We start from the raw sequence: 13,965 nt of genomic DNA, 5'->3' as shown, positions 1-13,965 counted from the left end.
CCAGCCGATCTCGCGGGCGTCCCGGCTGCTGCGCTCGAGCAGTTGGCCTACCAACTTACGCAGTTGATCGACGCCGAGGTGGTCGAGCTGGTCGGGATCGATGTGCGCTATGTCGAGCATGTGCGCCAGTGTCATCGGCATGCTCGCGGCTTGCCATCCGCATATCCTCGAATTGCCCGGCGTGCCGAGTCAAAGCACGCTGATCACGCCCGCTTCACCGACGCGCTGCCAGGGCAGCCCGAGCACCAGGGCGTCGAGCTGTTCGCGTGTGATGGACTGCTGCGCGCCGGCGCCGCCGCCCGGCCAGATGAAGCGGCCCTCGTGCAGCCGCCGCGCGGCCAGCCAGACGCCGATCCCATCGTGGACCAGCACCTTCAGCCGCGTCGAGCGGCGGTTGGCGAAGACGTAGGCGTGGTGGGGCCGGGCGCAGCCGAAGACCTTCACGACACGCGCCAGTGCCGTGTCGGTGCCGGCGCGCATGTCCATCGGCTCGGTTGCGAGCCAGACCGCCTCAACTTTGATCATGAGCGCGGATCATCGAAGCCAGTCGCTCAGCCAGGCCGCGCAATCCCGAGCGGCGGCTGCCGGCCAGACGAGCGTGACCGTCGTGCCGTTGCGCTGCAGTTCGATGTGGATGCTGCCCTCGATGGTTGGCGCTGGCAGCGCCAGTGGCACGAACATCGGCCCGGGCAAGGGGGCATCACCAACCGATTGTGCGAGCGCGGGCTTCGGCTTGGACGGCAGCACATTCTGTGCGTCGATCAGCCACTTGCGCAGCATGTTCGCGTTCAGGCTATGCGCCAGTGCCACGGCGGCAATCGACACGCCAGGGCGCATGCACTCCTCGACGACCGCGGCCTTGAACTCCGCGCTGTGTCGGCGTCGGCGCCGCCGCCCCATCAAATCCATTCCGTAAGTGTTCATGTGTCCGCGTAAGTTAAGCGGACACGAGGCTCCTATTCCGCTCGGCTGCGGTCAACATGACTTGGCTGGTTGCTTACCGTCAACTTTTGCGACGCCCATAAAAAAAGCCGCCCGAAGGCGGCTTTTTTGAATCGGCGAACCGATTACTTCGATGCAGCACCGGTCACGGCCGAAGCGGCAGCGGTCACAGCCGAAGCGGCAGCGGTCGCGGCCGAAGCAGCAGCTTCAGCGCCAGAAGCAGCAGCGTTGGCAGCCGAAGCAGCAGCAGCCATCGGGGCAGCGGCGGGAGCAGCCGGCACGGCTTCTTCAGCCTTCTTGCCGCAAGCGGCCAGAGCCAGAGCAGCAACCACGGATGCCAACAGAAGCGACTTTTTCATATTTATTCCTCAGTGAAAGGTTCAGACAATTACCGGTAATTGTGGGAACCCTCCATCCTGGCAGATCCCCAACGAATCAAGGCGCGGAAAGCTCGAGCCTTTACTGCGCCTAGCCCATGATTATACCCAGCCCTAGGGACTTCCCTATAGGCCGAGGTTGGTCGCAGGAAAAGCCTCTTCAGATCGTTGCAAAAGTGCATCAAGGTTGTCGCGCACGCGGATGGCATCTGCCGGGTCGAAGGACAGGCTCGCCCGGTAGTGCTCGGCGTCGAGCACCCGCAGCGTGACAAGGCCCGGCGCCAGGAACAGCCCCGCCAGCTTACCCGCGTCATCTTCAGCCAAGGCGCGGCACTCGACCACGTGCGTCCATTGCCGGCGCCATTCCACCCAGCGCGGGTGACGGCGCGTGAAGTCGTCGAAGTTCTGCGCGAGCACCGTGAGCTTGCGGTGGGCGTAGGCCCAGCGCGTGAGGCTTTCGATCACGGCGCGCTCACCGAGAGGCCAGTCGGCAAAGGTCGGGTCGGCGATGAACACCTCGCGGCAGCCCTGGTCGGCCACCAGGGCAAACGACTCGCGCAAGGCGTCGTGAAACTCATTGCGCGAGGTGATGATCCGCGTCGGCGGCAGGTCGCTCATGGCAGTCCTTTCAAGTGGGCAGGGCGTGCAGCCAACCGGCTTGCGCCCACTGCCCGATCAATTCTCGGGCGTCGTCGCCGAGCTTGGCAAGCTGCGGCGCAGCGAGCTCACGTTCATCGGCCAGGCGGCGCATCAGCTTGGCGTCGCGCCCGCCTGCCAGCAAAGCCTCGCCGTTGATGAATACATGCCGGTCGTCGTACAGCATGCGGGTGCGCCGATCCAACCGCACGCCCTGCCCGGGCGGCAACACCTGACCGGGCTCGAACCAGACCTGCGGCTTGGGTTCGCTCAGCACCTCCCCCAAGGCACACGCGAGCTGGCGCGGCTCGGCAAGCCAGCGCGCCACCTCACGCGCCACAAATTCATGCATCGCTTCGGGAATGCGGCCAGGCGTGTCGGTGGCATGCTGGTTGGGGTCGCGGTACAGCGGGTCGGTGTCGGGCCGCTCGCCGGCGTCGAGCATGCGCTGAAGCACCTCGCTGCGCAGCTCGGTACGGCCAGCGGCTCGAAAGCCGATCGACGCCGTCATGCATTCACCTTCGGCCACGCCATCGTGCGCCCAAGCGGGCGGCAGGTAGAGCATGTCGCCGGGGGCCAGAAGCCACTCTTGTTCGGGTTTGAAATGCTGGAGGATTTTCAACGGCACGTCGGGCACCAGCGTCTGATCGCCGGGCGCGGCGATGCGCCAGCGTCGGCTACCTTGCAGCTGCAGGAGAAACACGTCGTACGAATCCACATGCGGGCCGACACCGCCACCATCGGTCGCCCACGACACCATCAGGTCATCGAGCCGGGCATCGGGAACAAACCGAAACCGCGACAGCAGCTCGTGCGCGGCCTCCAGGTGGGTGTCGAGGCCTTGCACCAGCAGTGTCCAGCCGGGCTGGTCGACACGTGGCAGTGAGCGCCGCGGGAGTGGCCCGTGGCGCAGCGTCCAGCCACTCGACTGACGCACGATCAGGCGCGACTCCACCTCCTCGCGCGCAGCCATTGCAAACAGCTCGGCACGGCTTGCCAGAGGCGCCCCATTCGGCACGGCTTGTCGAATGAGCAGCGGCCGCTTTTGCCAATGGCGGCGCATGAAACTCTGGGGCGTCAAACCGCCCAGCAAGGGCGTTGGTGAAGAGGTCGTCATGAGGTGATTGTGCGATCATTGTTTGATGATGATTTCCTCTCCCTGCGTCGTCAGCCTGACCTGGCGACTCGAAGACGCCCAAGGCCAATTGATTGACGAGCTCGAAGCCCCCGTCGAGTTTTTTTATGGCGGCGATGACCTGCTCGCCAAGGTCGAGGAAGCCTTGACCGGCCAGGAAACCGGGTACGAAATCAAGCTGCACCTCGAGCCCGAACATGCCTTTGGCGACTACAACCCCGAGCTGGTTTTTTTTGAAGAGCGCGCCCTCTTCGGCGAGCAGGTCGAGCCCGGCATGCAATTCGAAGGCCCGCCCGAAGGGGCCGTGACCGAAGGGCTTTCGAGCGATGTGCTCTACACCGTGACCGAGGTCTACGACACGCATGTGGTGCTCGACGGCAACCACCCGCTCGCCGGCATTGCCCTGCGGCTCGACGTGAAGGTGCGCGACGTGCGCGAAGCCACCGAGGCCGAGATCGAGGCCGGCAGCGTGAGCGAGTCGGGCATCAGCGTGATGAGCACCGCACCGGCGGGTTCACAGCTGCACTGAGTTTCTCAATGCTTGCCGGTGGAGCCAAACCCGCCCGCACCCCGGTCAGACGCGCCGAACTCGCTCACCACACGAAACTGCGCCTGCACCACCGGCACGATGACGAGTTGCGCAATGCGCTCCATCGGCTGCACGGTGAAGCTCTGCTGACCGCGGTTCCAACAACTCACCATCAGCTGGCCCTGGTAGTCGGAGTCGATCAACCCCACCAGGTTGCCGAGCACGATGCCGTGTTTGTGGCCCAGGCCCGAGCGCGGCAGGATGATCGCCGCCAAACCGGGGTCGGCCACGTGGATGGCCAGGCCGGTGGGAATCAGCTGCGTCTGCCCCGGCTCCAGCACCAGCGGTGCATCGAGGCAGGCCCGCAGGTCGAGCCCAGCGCTGCCCGGTGTGGCGTAGGCAGGCAGTTGCTCGGCCATCCGTGGGTCGAGCACCTTGAGGTCAATCGGGGTCATGGTTTGGAAGAGTTCAGTCGCTGAGCGATCTCGTTCACCAGCGCGCGCGCGAGGGTGAGCTTGTCGGCTTGGGGAATGTCGCGGTGGCCTTTGGCATCAACCAGCACGAGAGCGTTGTCGTCGCGGCCGAAGGTGGCGGGGCCGAGGTTGCCGACGATGAGCGGCACGTTCTTGCGGCTCAGCTTTTCGCGGGCATGCTTGAGCAGGTCGTGGCTCTCCGCCGCGAAACCCACGCAATACGGTCGATCGGGCAACTGCGCCACGGCCGCCAGGATGTCGGGGTTCTCGGTCAGCTCGAAGGTCGGCGCGACCTTGCTGCCGTTCTTCTTGATCTTCTGGTCGGACAAACTTGCCGGGCGCCAATCGGCCACCGCCGCCGTGGCGACGAACACCGAATACTGCGCCGCGTTCGGCACCACCGCGTCGTACATCTGCTGCGCCGTTTGCACGTCGACACGCCGCACCCCTCGCGGCGTGGGCAGGTGAACCGGGCCGGCCACCAGGGTCACCTCGGCGCCCGCTTCTCGGGCGGCGCGTGCGATGGCAAACCCCATCTTGCCGCTGGAGAGGTTGGTGATGCCACGCACCGGGTCGATGGGCTCGAAGGTCGGCCCGGCCGTGATCAGCAAACGCTGCCCCGCCAGCACCTTGGGTGCCAGGAACGCCACCAGCTCTTCTACCAGCTCATCGGCCTCGAGCATGCGGCCGTCGCCAATCTCGCCGCACGCCTGGTCGCCGTTGCCGGGGCCGAGCAAGGTGGCGCCATCGGCGCGCAGCAGCGCGACGTTGCGCTGGGTGGCGGGGTGGGCCCACATCTCGCGGTTCATTGCCGGGGCGAGCAGCAGCGGGCAGCGTTCAATAGGCCGGGCGAGGCACATCAAACTCAGCAGGTCATCGGCACGCCCTTGCGCCAGCTTGGCCATCAGGTCGGCGCTGGCGGGAGCGATCAACACCGCGTCGGCATGGCGAGTGAGGTTGATGTGGGCCATCGCGTTGGGCTCCCGTGCGTCCCACTGGCTGGTGTAGACGCTGCGGTTGGACAGCGCCTGCATCGTCACCGCGGTGATGAACTGCTCGGCCGCTTCACTCATCACCACCTGCACGGTTGCACCGGCCTTGATGAGCCCGCGCGTCAGTTCGGCCGCTTTGTAGCAAGCGATGCCACCACTCAGACCCAACACGATGTGCCGACCCTGTAAATCCATTCGTTGAGTCATAGGCATCAAAGCGCAGTCCAGCTGCGTGACAAATCAGACCAGTTGAAAAGCACCCGCACCGCCTTGCCATAGACCTGCTCGTGCGGCAAGAAGCCCCAGGCGCGCGAATCTTCGGAGTTGTCTCGGTTGTCACCGAGCATCAGGTACTGCCCCGGTGGCACCGTGCATTGCCAGGTGGTCGAGGTGACAGAGCGGCAATGTTCGGCGAGGCCGGGCTGGCTCAGGTTCAGCATCAAACGGCCTTGCACGAAGGGGTTGAGCTTCACCACGCGCTCGCGCTGCTGCACGGTCTCTCGCATCAGCCAGTGGCCGCGGTCTTCGTCGCGCACCTCGGGGCCGGTGCCGTCGCTCAGCATCCGGGCCGACGGCGCTTCGCCGTTCACCCGCACCAGGCCGTTCTCGAAGTCGACCACATCGCCCGGCAAACCGACCAGGCGTTTCACATAAAACTCCGACACATCGAGCGGGTAGCGAAACACCACCACGTCGCCACGCTGCGGCTTGCCGGTTTCGATGGCGGTGTTGGTGAAGGGCAGGCGCGGGCCATAGGCCAGGTGGTTGACGAGCAGGAAGTCACCCACCCGCAGCGTGGGCTCCATCGAGCCGGTGGGCACACGCGGCCAGTCGGCCAGGGCCACGCGGCAGGTGAACATCAGGCCGATCACCACGAACAGCTCGGCACCCAGGCTGACCCAGAACGGCTTGCGCTCGGGCAGCGGCTGCTGGCGCAGCCGGCGGCGCCAAACCACCCAGCAGACCCCGCTGGCCAGGCTCAGCAGGAACAGGATCTCGTTGACGGAAAAGCCAATCTGCATACGTAGTCAGGGTGCAAGGCAGGCCGCGATTATGTCTGCGCGCGTTTCTGGGGCCGGCGGTGTGGGTGAGGGTCTATTTCCCCAATTTTCAGTAAATACTGAAAATTCAAGATAATCTGACCCAAATCAACTGGGGCCCCAAAAATGACACCGCTCTCTCCGCTGGTCAAAAGCTTCGTCAGCCATTTTGGCGAGATGGGCAGCCGCTGGGGCATCAACCGCACGGTCGGGCAGATCTACGCGCTGATCTTCGTGTCGCCCGCGCCGGTGAATGCCGACGACATCGCCGAGGCGCTGGAGTTCTCGCGCTCCAACGTGAGCATGGGCTTGAAGGAGTTGCAGGCCTGGCGGCTGGTGTCTTTGCGCCACCAGGCCGGCGACCGGCGCGAGTATTTCGACGCCCCCAGCGACGCCTGGGAGATCTTCCGCACCCTGGCCGAAGAGCGCCGCCGCCGCGAGATCGAGCCCACGCTGTCGATGCTGCGCAACGCGCTGCTCGAACAACCCACCACCGAAGAAGACCGCATCGCGCAGGAGCGAATGAAAAGCATGCACGACCTGATCGAGCTCATGACCACCTGGTTCGACGACGTGCAGCGCATGGACCAGAAGACCCTGGCGCAGCTGATGAAGATGGGCTCCAAGGTGCAGCGCCTGCTGGAATTCACCGGCAAGGTTGGTGTCATCAAGGGCGGAAAGGCATAAACCATGGATGCACTCGTCCTCGCCCGCATGCAGTTTGCGGCCAACATCACCTTCCACATCCTGTTCCCGACCATCAGCATTTCGCTGGGCTGGGTGTTGCTGTTCTTTCGCTCACGCTGGCTGGCCACGCAAGACAAACACTGGCTCACCGCCTACCGCTTCTGGACCAAGGTGTTTGCGCTGACCTTCGCGCTGGGCGTGGTGAGCGGCATCACCATGAGCTTCCAGTTCGGCACCAACTGGCCGGGCTTCATGGAAAAGACCGGCAACATCTCCGGCCCGTTGCTGGGCTACGAGGTGCTCACCGCCTTCTTTCTGGAAGCCAGTTTCCTGGGCATCATGTTGTTCGGCCACGGCCGGGTGAGCGAACGAACGCACCTCATCGCCACTTTTCTGGTGGCCTTCGGCACCACGCTCAGCGCTTTCTGGATCTTGAGCCTGAACTCGTGGATGCAAACCCCCGCGGGCTACGAGATCATCAACGGCGAGTTTTTCGTCACCAGTTGGTGGGACGTGGTGTTCAACCCCTCGTCGCCCTACCGGCTCACGCACAAGCTGCTGGCCTCGGGTTTGACGGTGGCGTTCTTGCTCGCTGGCGTCAGCGCCTGGCAGCTGTTGCGCAACAAAGCCAACAGCTCCACCGCCCCGGTGTTGCGCACCGGCCTCACGCTCGCCGCGCTGCTGATCCCGCTGCAGATCGTGGCGGGTGACCTGCATGGCCTGAACACCCTCAAGCACCAGCCGCAAAAGATCGCCGCGATGGAAGGCGTGTGGGAGACGGAAAAAGGCGCCCCGCTGCTGCTCTTCGCCTGGCCCGACGAGGCCACGCGCAGCAACCGGTTTGCGATCGGTGTGCCCAAGGGCGCGAGCCTGATCCTCACCCACGAGGCCGACGGCGAGATCAAGGGCCTGAACGAATTCAAGGGCGCGCACCCGCCGGTCGCTCCGCTCTTCTTCGGCTTTCGCATCATGGTCGGCGTGGGCATGCTGATGCTGTTGGTGAGCTGGCTGGGATGGTGGCTCTACCGCCGACGCGGCTGGGTGGCTGAAGCCTTGCCGCGCCCCTTGCTGTGGGTGCTGACGGCGATGACGTTCTCGGGCTGGGTCGCCACCGTGGCCGGCTGGTACGTCACCGAGATCGGCCGCCAGCCCTTCATCGTGTATGGCCTGCTGCGCACGGCCGACGTGGCCTCCAACGTGGCGCCATCGATGATCGCGCTCACGCTCACGCTGTACGTCACCATGTACCTCGCGCTGATCGTGGCTTATGTGGCGGTGCTGAAGTACATGGCCGAGAAGCCCGAGTCGGCGCTGCACCACGAGCCCGACATGCTGCCCGTCACCGCCGTCGGGAGCCCCACATGAGCTTCGATCACGCGCTGCCCGTCATCTTCATGGCGCTGATGGGCGTGGCCATGCTCACCTACGTGGTGCTCGACGGCTACGACCTCGGCGTAGGCCTGCTGCTGCCTCGCGCCACCAACGCGCAAAAAGACACCATGGTCGCCTCCATCGGCCCCTTCTGGGACGCCAACGAAACCTGGCTGGTGCTGGGTGCGGGCATCCTGCTGATTGCCTTCCCGAAGGCGCACGGCGTGGTACTGGGTGCCCTCTACTTGCCAGTGGCAGTGATGCTGATTGGCCTCACACTGCGCGGTGTGGCCTTCGACTTTCGCGTCAAGGCGCGTGACCACCACAAGCCGCTGTGGAACCGTGCGTTCTTCGCGGGCTCGGGGCTCGCCGCCATGGCGCAGGGCTGGATGCTCGGCCACTACATCACCGGGCTCAACTCGGGCTGGCAGTACCAGCTCTTCGCCGCCAGCATCGCGCTCGCGCTGCCCGCCGCTTACGTGCTGCTCGGCGCGGGCTGGCTGATCATGAAGACCGAAGGCGAGCTGCAGGCCCACGCGGTCAAGTGGGCCAAGATCGCGTGGCTGCCGGTGGTGATCGGCATCGCCCTCATCTCGATCGCCACCCCCTCGGTCAGCGCCACGGTGCGCGAGCGTTGGTTCAGCATGCCGGCGTTCATCGCGTTGCTGCCCATTCCCTTGATGTCGATCGCGGCGCTCGGCGTTCTGCGCATCAGCCTCAACTGGAAGCGCGTGCTGGGCCCGCAGTGCTGGTTGCCGTTTGTGTTGATGGTCAGCGTGTTCCTGCTCGGCTTCTTCGGCCTGGCCTACAGCCTGTACCCGTTCGTGGTGATGGACAAGATGACGCTGTGGCAGGCCGCCAGCGCGCCGAGCTCGCTGAAAGTCATCCTCGTCGGGACCGTCATCACCGTGCCGGCGATCGCGGGCTACACCGTCTTCGCCTACCGCGTGTTCTGGGGCAAGGCGGGCGAACTCAAGTACGCCTGAAGAAACTCCTGGAGCCGCTCACGCGAGCGGCTCCAGGCCGCGGAATTGCCGCCCACATGCACACCCTGGCCGGGGTTCACGCCGTTGGGCACGTCTTTGCGCAATCGCACCGGCGCTGCCGAATCAAAGCCGTGATGCGCACCGGCATAGGTCTCCATCTCGGGCCGTGCTCCAACCGCCTGCGCCACCAGCTGTCGGCAGGCCTCGGCCGGCGTCCAGTCGTCAGCCTCTCCGATCAGGATGAGCAAGGGCGCGGTGGGCGCATAGCCGCGCTTGAGTTCCGCCTCGCAGCCTGGGTAGTAGGCCACCGCGAAGGCCGGTTTGAGGCTGAACCCCGAGACGTCTTTGAGCTTCGCATTGGTGGCCGACAACACCGTGCTGCCGCCGTTCGACCACCCCATCACCCCGATGCGCTGCGCCGACACCTCGGGCCGCTGCGCCAGCCATTGCAGCGATGCGAGCGCGTCACGCCGGCGATGGAGCTGCGTCACCTTGCGTTCACCGGTGCGCTGGGTGCAGATCTCGCGTTCCCCGCGCGGCGTGAGCGAATCCACCATCAGCACGTGAAAGCCCTGCTGGTTGAGGAAGGCGGTGTAGTCGCGCATGCGGTCGCTGACCTCGCCTTTGCGGTCGTACATGCCGCCGCAGCCATGAAAGAGCGCGACCGCGGGCGCCGGCGTCGCCGCCACCGGGTGCCAATGCGCCTTGAGCTGCACCGGCCGGCCGTCTGGCGCATCGAGACTTGCGAATTCCACGATCGTTTGCGACCGCGCAGCCGCAGCGGCCAGAAGCACCAGCAGCACCAGCGCGTGCTTCATCGTGTGGGCAAGCCGTCGGGTGCAAAGGCTGGCGTGGCCGGCATCGGTGCGGCATGCAGCGCCTGCGTGCCTGGGTTGTCGGACAGCGTGGTGATGGCACCCAGCCCCAGGTCGCCGCTCGCACCCACCGCGCGGTAGCGCCACTGCATCTGGTTGCGCCATGCGCCGGCGCGCTCGAAGTTGCGGTCGGCTTGCAGTTGCAGGCGCGCACCCTTTCCGGCCAGCACGCCGACGGCTTCGGCGACCGCAGTGCGCAGAGCCGGGCCTGGCATCTGGTCGGCCCAGACCGTGCACTGTTTGCCCGTGGCGGCCGCCAGCAGCACGCGGCCACGCGTGCCGGGAGCCGCCAGCACGCTGCCAGGGTTGCCGGACAACAGGCCATCGACATTGCCGCGCAAGGCATCGGCCGGCTCGAAACCCTGGGCCAGGGCCCAGTCCACCGCAGCGGCTTCATCGCCGCCGGTCAGCACGCAGGCCTGGGCGAAGGTACGTGCCACGCCTTGAGGCGTGGCCCAGATGGACAGCGGCGGCTCCCTCTCGGCCTGGGCGCTCACCAGCCCGCACACCAGCATGCTCAAGCTCACCCCGATCCGCGCAAACCTGCTCATGGCGTGTCGTTCTCCTGCGTCAGGGCAGCGCAATGCGCGGCGGGTTGGGATGAAAGCGGGCCATCGTGTAGACATCGGCATAAGCGCCATCGCGCATCGCGTACCCCTTCAGCGTGCCCTCGATCTCAAAACCGAACTTGCGGTAAAGCGCCACGGCGGGAGTGTTGTCGACATACACCGTGAGCTCGAGCCGCAAGGCACCGGCCCACCGGTCGGCATAGTCGCACATGGCGGCCATCAGCGCCGAGCCCACGCCGCGGCCCTGGGCTTCGGGCAGCACCGAGATGCCGAGCATCAGCGCGTGGCGCCGCCGCAAGGCCGGGCTCGCCGGGTGCAGGCCGCAGGAGCCGACCACCTTGCCGTCGAGCTCGGCGCTCAGCAGCAGGTCGGTCTTGCCTGGGGCGAGGCTCTCGGTGAGTTTGGCGCGCCAGCCGTCTTCGTCGGGATAGGGCAACTGCATCAGGCCCGCGTAAACGGCGGGGTCGGCCATCAGTCGCGCGATGGCCGCAGCATCGTTGACCGAGGTGCGGCGAACAGTGATCGTCATGGAGGCACTCCTCACTCTTTTGTCAGAAACAACGACGCCCGCAAGTGCGGCCGGCACAAACAACGACGCCCGCGAGCGCGGGCGTCGTGGCACCGCGAAAAGGCGATGGCCTCAGAGGCGCTCCGCCACCCAACCCTGCACCGAAGCCAGCGCCGCAGCGAGGTTCTTCGGGTCGGTGCCACCGGCCATCGCCATGTCGGGCTTGCCGCCGCCCTTGCCGCCCACTTGCTGGGCGACGAAGTTGACGAGTTCACCGGCCTTGACCTTGCCAACGCTGTCGCTGGTCACGCCGGCGGCGAGCTGCACCTTGCCGCCCTCCACCGCCGCCAGCACGATGGCGGCGGTCTTGAGCTTGTCCTTCAGCTTGTCCAAGGTCTCGCGCAAGCCTTTTGCGTCAGCGCCGTCGAGCACGGCGGCAAGAACCTTGAGGCCCTTCACGTCGACCGCTTGCGCCAACAGGTCGTCACCTTGTGATGACGCGAGCTTGCCCTTCACGGCGGCGAGTTCCTTCTCCAGCGCCCTCACCTGCTCCAGCACCTGGCTCAATCGGGCGGTCACTTCAGCAGGCGAAGCTTTCAGCGTGCTGGCGAGTTGCTGCACCGTGCTTTCGAGTGTCTGCAGGTAAGCGAGCGCGTTGTCGCCGGTCACCGCCTCGACTCGGCGCACCCCCGCCTGGATGCCCGTCTCGGCCACGATCTTGAAGAGGCCGATGTCGCCGGTGCGCTGCACGTGGGTGCCACCGCACAGCTCGCGGCTGCTGCCGATGTCGAGCACACGCACTTCGTCGCCGTACTTCTCGCCGAACAGCATCACCGCGCCGGTCTTCTGCGCTTCTTCGATGGGCAGCACACGCGCCTGCGTCGCGGCGTTGGCCAGGATCTCGGCATTGACGAGGGCCTCGACCTGGGTGATCTCGGCATCGGTCATCGGCTGGTTGTGTGCGAAGTCGAAACGCGTGCGCTCGGCATTCACCAGCGAGCCCTTTTGCTGCACGTGAGCGCCCAGCACTTCGCGCAAGGCCTTGTGCATCAAGTGGGTCGCCGAGTGGTTGCGCACGGTCTTGGCGCGGTGCTCGGTGTCGACGCGGGCGTTCAGCACGTCACCGACCTTGACTTCACCTTCGACCACACGGCCGTGGTGGCCGAACACGGCGGCTTGCACCTTGATCGTGTCTTCGACCAGGAAGCGTGAGGTCGCGTTGCGCAGCTCGCCGGTGTCACCGATCTGGCCGCCGCTTTCGGCGTAGAACGGCGTCTGGTCGAGCACGACCACCGCGTCGTCGCCCGATTTGGCGCTGGTCGCGGGTGTGCCGTCGATGTAGATCGCGCTGACCTTGGCGCCTTCGTGCGTGAGGTGCTCGTAGCCGTGGAAGGTGGTGTTGGCGCCGGTGTACTCCAGACCTTGTGCCATCTTGAACTTGCCGGCCGCACGGGCTTGCTCACGCTGGCGGGTCATCGCCACATTGAAGCCAGCTTCGTCGACCGTCACGCCGCGTTCGCGGCACACGTCGGCCGTGAGGTCGAGCGGGAAGCCGAAGGTGTCGTGCAGCTTGAAGGCGGTTTCGCCGTCGACGGTCTTGGCGCCACCCGCAAGCGCCGCCTCGAGAATCTCCATGCCGTTGGCGATGGTGCGGAAGAAGCCTTCTTCTTCCTGCTTGAGCACCTCGGTGGCACGCTGCTGGCTCTTGCGCAGCTCGGGGTAGGCGTCGCCCATCTCGCCAGCGAGTGCATCGACCAGCGTGTAGAAAAACGGCTTGCGCGCGCCCAGCTTGTAGCCGTGGCGGATGGCACGGCGCGCAATGCGGCGCAGCACGTAGCCACGGCCGGCGTTGCTGGGGATCACGCCATCGACCACGGTGAAGGTGCAGGCGCGGATGTGGTCGGCGATCACCTTGAGCGAAGGCGACTCCTTGTCGCAATCACCCCCACCCGCTGCATCAACCGACTTCTTGGCAGCAGCCAAGAGGTTCACGAAGGTGTCGATCTCATAGTTGCTGTGCACGTGCTGCAGCACCGCGCACAAACGCTCCAGGCCCATGCCGGTGTCCACGCTCGGCTTCGGGAGCTTGTGCATCACGCCCGCTTCGTCGCGGTTGAACTGCATGAACACGTTGTTCCAGATCTCGATGTAGCGGTCGCCGTCTTCGTTGGGCGAGCCGGGCGGGCCGCCAGCGATCTCTGGGCCGTGGTCGTAGAAGATCTCGGTGCAAGGGCCGCAGGGGCCCGTGTCGCCCATCATCCAGAAGTTGTCGGAGGCGTAACGCGCGCCCTTGTTGTCGCCGATGCGCACGATGCGCTCGGCCGGCACGCCGACCGTCTTGTTCCAGATTTCGTAGGCCTCGTCATCTTCGGCATACACCGTGACCCAGAGTTTGTCTTTGGGCAGCTTGTAGACCTCGGTCAGCAGCTCCCAGGCGTACTGGATCGCGTCGTGCTTGAAGTAGTCGCCGAACGAGAAGTTGCCCAGCATTTCAAAGAACGTGTGGTGGCGTGCGGTGTAGCCCACGTTCTCGAGGTCGTTGTGCTTGCCACCGGCGCGAATGCACTTTTGCGCCGTGGTGGCGCGCGAGTAACTGCGCTTGTCGAAGCCGAGGAAGACGTCCTTGAACTGGTTCATGCCCGCGTTGGTGAACAAGAGCGTCGGGTCGTCGCCCGGCACCACGGGGCTGGAGGCCACGATGGTGTGGCCCTTGGCTTCGAAGAACTTCAGGAACTGCGAACGGATTTCAGAGGCTTTCATGCCGGTCTCTCTTGAGCTGCTCTTGCGCGCAACTGCTTGATTTTTCGAGGGTTTTGATTATAGGTGGGCGCCTGTCCTCAAACCC

General features: G+C 65.5%; 16 protein-coding genes. 5 read left to right on the top strand and 11 right to left on the bottom strand.

Annotated elements, in window-relative coordinates:
- Nucleotides 1-189: 189 nt before the first annotated feature.
- Both tnpB and tnpA read right to left on the bottom strand, forming a co-directional pair.
- On the bottom strand, nt 190-525 hold the full coding sequence (gene tnpB / locus RMO40_RS08950; RefSeq protein ID WP_309719304.1) for an IS66 family insertion sequence element accessory protein TnpB: 336 nt from the start codon (nt 523-525) through the stop codon (nt 190-192).
- A gap of 9 nt (nt 526-534) precedes the next feature.
- Nucleotides 535-924, bottom strand: a complete 390-nt coding sequence (gene tnpA / locus RMO40_RS08945; RefSeq protein WP_309719302.1) for an IS66-like element accessory protein TnpA — start codon at nt 922-924, stop codon at nt 535-537.
- Nucleotides 925-993: 69 nt separating this feature from the next.
- On the opposite strand from tnpA, the gene RMO40_RS08940 reads away from it, so the two are divergent.
- The gene (locus RMO40_RS08940) at nt 994-1,317 is read left to right on the top strand and encodes a hypothetical protein (protein ID WP_309719301.1); all 324 of its coding nucleotides are present in this window, start codon (nt 994-996) and stop codon (nt 1,315-1,317) included.
- Nucleotides 1,318-1,445: 128 nt separating this feature from the next.
- Here the strand turns inward: RMO40_RS08940 and RMO40_RS08935 are convergent, their stop codons facing one another.
- The gene (locus RMO40_RS08935; RefSeq protein WP_309719297.1) at nt 1,446-1,937 is read right to left on the bottom strand and encodes a hypothetical protein; all 492 of its coding nucleotides are present in this window, start codon (nt 1,935-1,937) and stop codon (nt 1,446-1,448) included.
- 10 nt (nt 1,938-1,947) lie between these two features.
- The gene (locus RMO40_RS08930; RefSeq protein ID WP_309719294.1) at nt 1,948-3,072 is read right to left on the bottom strand and encodes a JmjC domain-containing protein; all 1,125 of its coding nucleotides are present in this window, start codon (nt 3,070-3,072) and stop codon (nt 1,948-1,950) included.
- A 25-nt stretch (nt 3,073-3,097) separates the two neighbouring features.
- On the opposite strand from RMO40_RS08930, the gene RMO40_RS08925 reads away from it, so the two are divergent.
- Nucleotides 3,098-3,619, top strand: a complete 522-nt coding sequence (locus tag RMO40_RS08925) for a peptidylprolyl isomerase (RefSeq protein WP_309719291.1) — start codon at nt 3,098-3,100, stop codon at nt 3,617-3,619.
- Between the two features lie 5 nt (nt 3,620-3,624).
- Here RMO40_RS08925 and dut read toward each other — a convergent pair whose 3' ends face one another.
- Genes dut through lepB form a run of 3 tightly spaced genes read right to left on the bottom strand, consistent with a single transcriptional unit; the run spans nt 3,625 to nt 6,106 of the window.
- Complete coding sequence (gene dut, locus RMO40_RS08920) at nt 3,625-4,074, bottom strand: dUTP diphosphatase (RefSeq protein ID WP_309719288.1); 450 nt, start codon at nt 4,072-4,074, stop codon at nt 3,625-3,627.
- Entirely contained in the window at nt 4,071-5,279 is a 1,209-nt protein-coding gene (gene coaBC, locus RMO40_RS08915; RefSeq protein WP_489660131.1) for a bifunctional phosphopantothenoylcysteine decarboxylase/phosphopantothenate--cysteine ligase CoaBC, read from the bottom strand. The genes dut and coaBC overlap by 4 nt, the downstream gene beginning before the upstream one ends.
- 17 nt (nt 5,280-5,296) lie before the next feature.
- Complete coding sequence (gene lepB, locus RMO40_RS08910) at nt 5,297-6,106, bottom strand: signal peptidase I (RefSeq protein WP_309719282.1); 810 nt, start codon at nt 6,104-6,106, stop codon at nt 5,297-5,299.
- A 144-nt stretch (nt 6,107-6,250) separates the two neighbouring features.
- Between lepB and RMO40_RS08905 the strand changes: the two genes are divergently transcribed.
- The 3 genes from RMO40_RS08905 to RMO40_RS08895 are packed head-to-tail and all read left to right on the top strand — an operon-like array spanning nt 6,251 to nt 9,168.
- The gene (locus RMO40_RS08905) at nt 6,251-6,811 is read left to right on the top strand and encodes a MarR family transcriptional regulator (RefSeq protein WP_309719279.1); all 561 of its coding nucleotides are present in this window, start codon (nt 6,251-6,253) and stop codon (nt 6,809-6,811) included.
- Between the two features lie 3 nt (nt 6,812-6,814).
- On the top strand, nt 6,815-8,176 hold the full coding sequence (locus RMO40_RS08900; protein ID WP_309719276.1) for a cytochrome ubiquinol oxidase subunit I: 1,362 nt from the start codon (nt 6,815-6,817) through the stop codon (nt 8,174-8,176).
- Nucleotides 8,173-9,168: a cytochrome d ubiquinol oxidase subunit II gene (locus tag RMO40_RS08895; RefSeq protein ID WP_309719273.1), complete on the top strand. Its 996-nt coding sequence runs from the start codon at nt 8,173-8,175 to the stop codon at nt 9,166-9,168. The genes RMO40_RS08900 and RMO40_RS08895 overlap by 4 nt, the downstream gene beginning before the upstream one ends.
- Here RMO40_RS08895 and RMO40_RS08890 read toward each other — a convergent pair.
- The 4 genes from RMO40_RS08890 to alaS all read right to left on the bottom strand — a co-directional run bounded on the left by RMO40_RS08890 (nt 9,123) and on the right by alaS (nt 13,880).
- Nucleotides 9,123-9,986 carry a dienelactone hydrolase family protein gene (locus RMO40_RS08890; RefSeq protein WP_309719270.1) on the bottom strand — a complete coding sequence of 288 codons (864 nt, stop codon included), beginning with the start codon at nt 9,984-9,986 and terminating at the stop codon, nt 9,123-9,125. The genes RMO40_RS08895 and RMO40_RS08890 overlap by 46 nt on opposite strands.
- Complete coding sequence (locus tag RMO40_RS08885; protein WP_309719266.1) at nt 9,983-10,594, bottom strand: NMCC_0638 family (lipo)protein; 612 nt, start codon at nt 10,592-10,594, stop codon at nt 9,983-9,985. The genes RMO40_RS08890 and RMO40_RS08885 overlap by 4 nt, the downstream gene beginning before the upstream one ends.
- Nucleotides 10,595-10,613: 19 nt before the next feature.
- Nucleotides 10,614-11,141 (bottom strand): GNAT family N-acetyltransferase, encoded by a 528-nt coding sequence (locus RMO40_RS08880; protein WP_309719263.1) that lies wholly within the window; start codon nt 11,139-11,141, stop codon nt 10,614-10,616.
- A 111-nt stretch (nt 11,142-11,252) separates the two neighbouring features.
- Nucleotides 11,253-13,880 (bottom strand): alanine--tRNA ligase, encoded by a 2,628-nt coding sequence (gene alaS / locus RMO40_RS08875; RefSeq protein ID WP_309719260.1) that lies wholly within the window; start codon nt 13,878-13,880, stop codon nt 11,253-11,255.
- Nucleotides 13,881-13,965: the final 85 nt, after the last annotated feature.

Origin of the sequence: Rhizobacter sp., assembly GCF_031412075.1 — a bacterium.
GTDB lineage: Bacteria > Pseudomonadota > Gammaproteobacteria > Burkholderiales > Burkholderiaceae_C > Rhizobacter.
Note: the sequence above shows the minus strand (reverse complement) of the source record. Positions and strands in the feature narration are given on the sequence as shown.

Excerpts from the sequence above, each read along its gene's own strand:
- tnpB (WP_309719304.1), bottom strand. The coding sequence starts at position 525 with ATGATCAAAGTTGAGGCGGTCTGGCTCGCAACCGAGCCGATGGACATG.
- tnpA (WP_309719302.1), bottom strand. The coding sequence starts at position 924 with ATGAACACTTACGGAATGGATTTGATGGGGCGGCGGCGCCGACGCCGA.
- RMO40_RS08935 (WP_309719297.1), bottom strand. The coding sequence starts at position 1,937 with ATGAGCGACCTGCCGCCGACGCGGATCATCACCTCGCGCAATGAGTTT.
- RMO40_RS08930 (WP_309719294.1), bottom strand. The coding sequence starts at position 3,072 with ATGACGACCTCTTCACCAACGCCCTTGCTGGGCGGTTTGACGCCCCAG.
- RMO40_RS08925 (WP_309719291.1), top strand. The coding sequence starts at position 3,098 with ATGATGATTTCCTCTCCCTGCGTCGTCAGCCTGACCTGGCGACTCGAA.
- dut (WP_309719288.1), bottom strand. The coding sequence starts at position 4,074 with ATGACCCCGATTGACCTCAAGGTGCTCGACCCACGGATGGCCGAGCAA.
- coaBC (WP_489660131.1), bottom strand. The coding sequence starts at position 5,279 with ATGGATTTACAGGGTCGGCACATCGTGTTGGGTCTGAGTGGTGGCATC.
- lepB (WP_309719282.1), bottom strand. The coding sequence starts at position 6,106 with ATGCAGATTGGCTTTTCCGTCAACGAGATCCTGTTCCTGCTGAGCCTG.
- RMO40_RS08905 (WP_309719279.1), top strand. The coding sequence starts at position 6,251 with ATGACACCGCTCTCTCCGCTGGTCAAAAGCTTCGTCAGCCATTTTGGC.
- RMO40_RS08900 (WP_309719276.1), top strand. The coding sequence starts at position 6,815 with ATGGATGCACTCGTCCTCGCCCGCATGCAGTTTGCGGCCAACATCACC.
- RMO40_RS08895 (WP_309719273.1), top strand. The coding sequence starts at position 8,173 with ATGAGCTTCGATCACGCGCTGCCCGTCATCTTCATGGCGCTGATGGGC.
- RMO40_RS08890 (WP_309719270.1), bottom strand. The coding sequence starts at position 9,986 with ATGAAGCACGCGCTGGTGCTGCTGGTGCTTCTGGCCGCTGCGGCTGCG.
- RMO40_RS08885 (WP_309719266.1), bottom strand. The coding sequence starts at position 10,594 with ATGAGCAGGTTTGCGCGGATCGGGGTGAGCTTGAGCATGCTGGTGTGC.
- RMO40_RS08880 (WP_309719263.1), bottom strand. The coding sequence starts at position 11,141 with ATGACGATCACTGTTCGCCGCACCTCGGTCAACGATGCTGCGGCCATC.
- alaS (WP_309719260.1), bottom strand. The coding sequence starts at position 13,880 with ATGAAAGCCTCTGAAATCCGTTCGCAGTTCCTGAAGTTCTTCGAAGCC.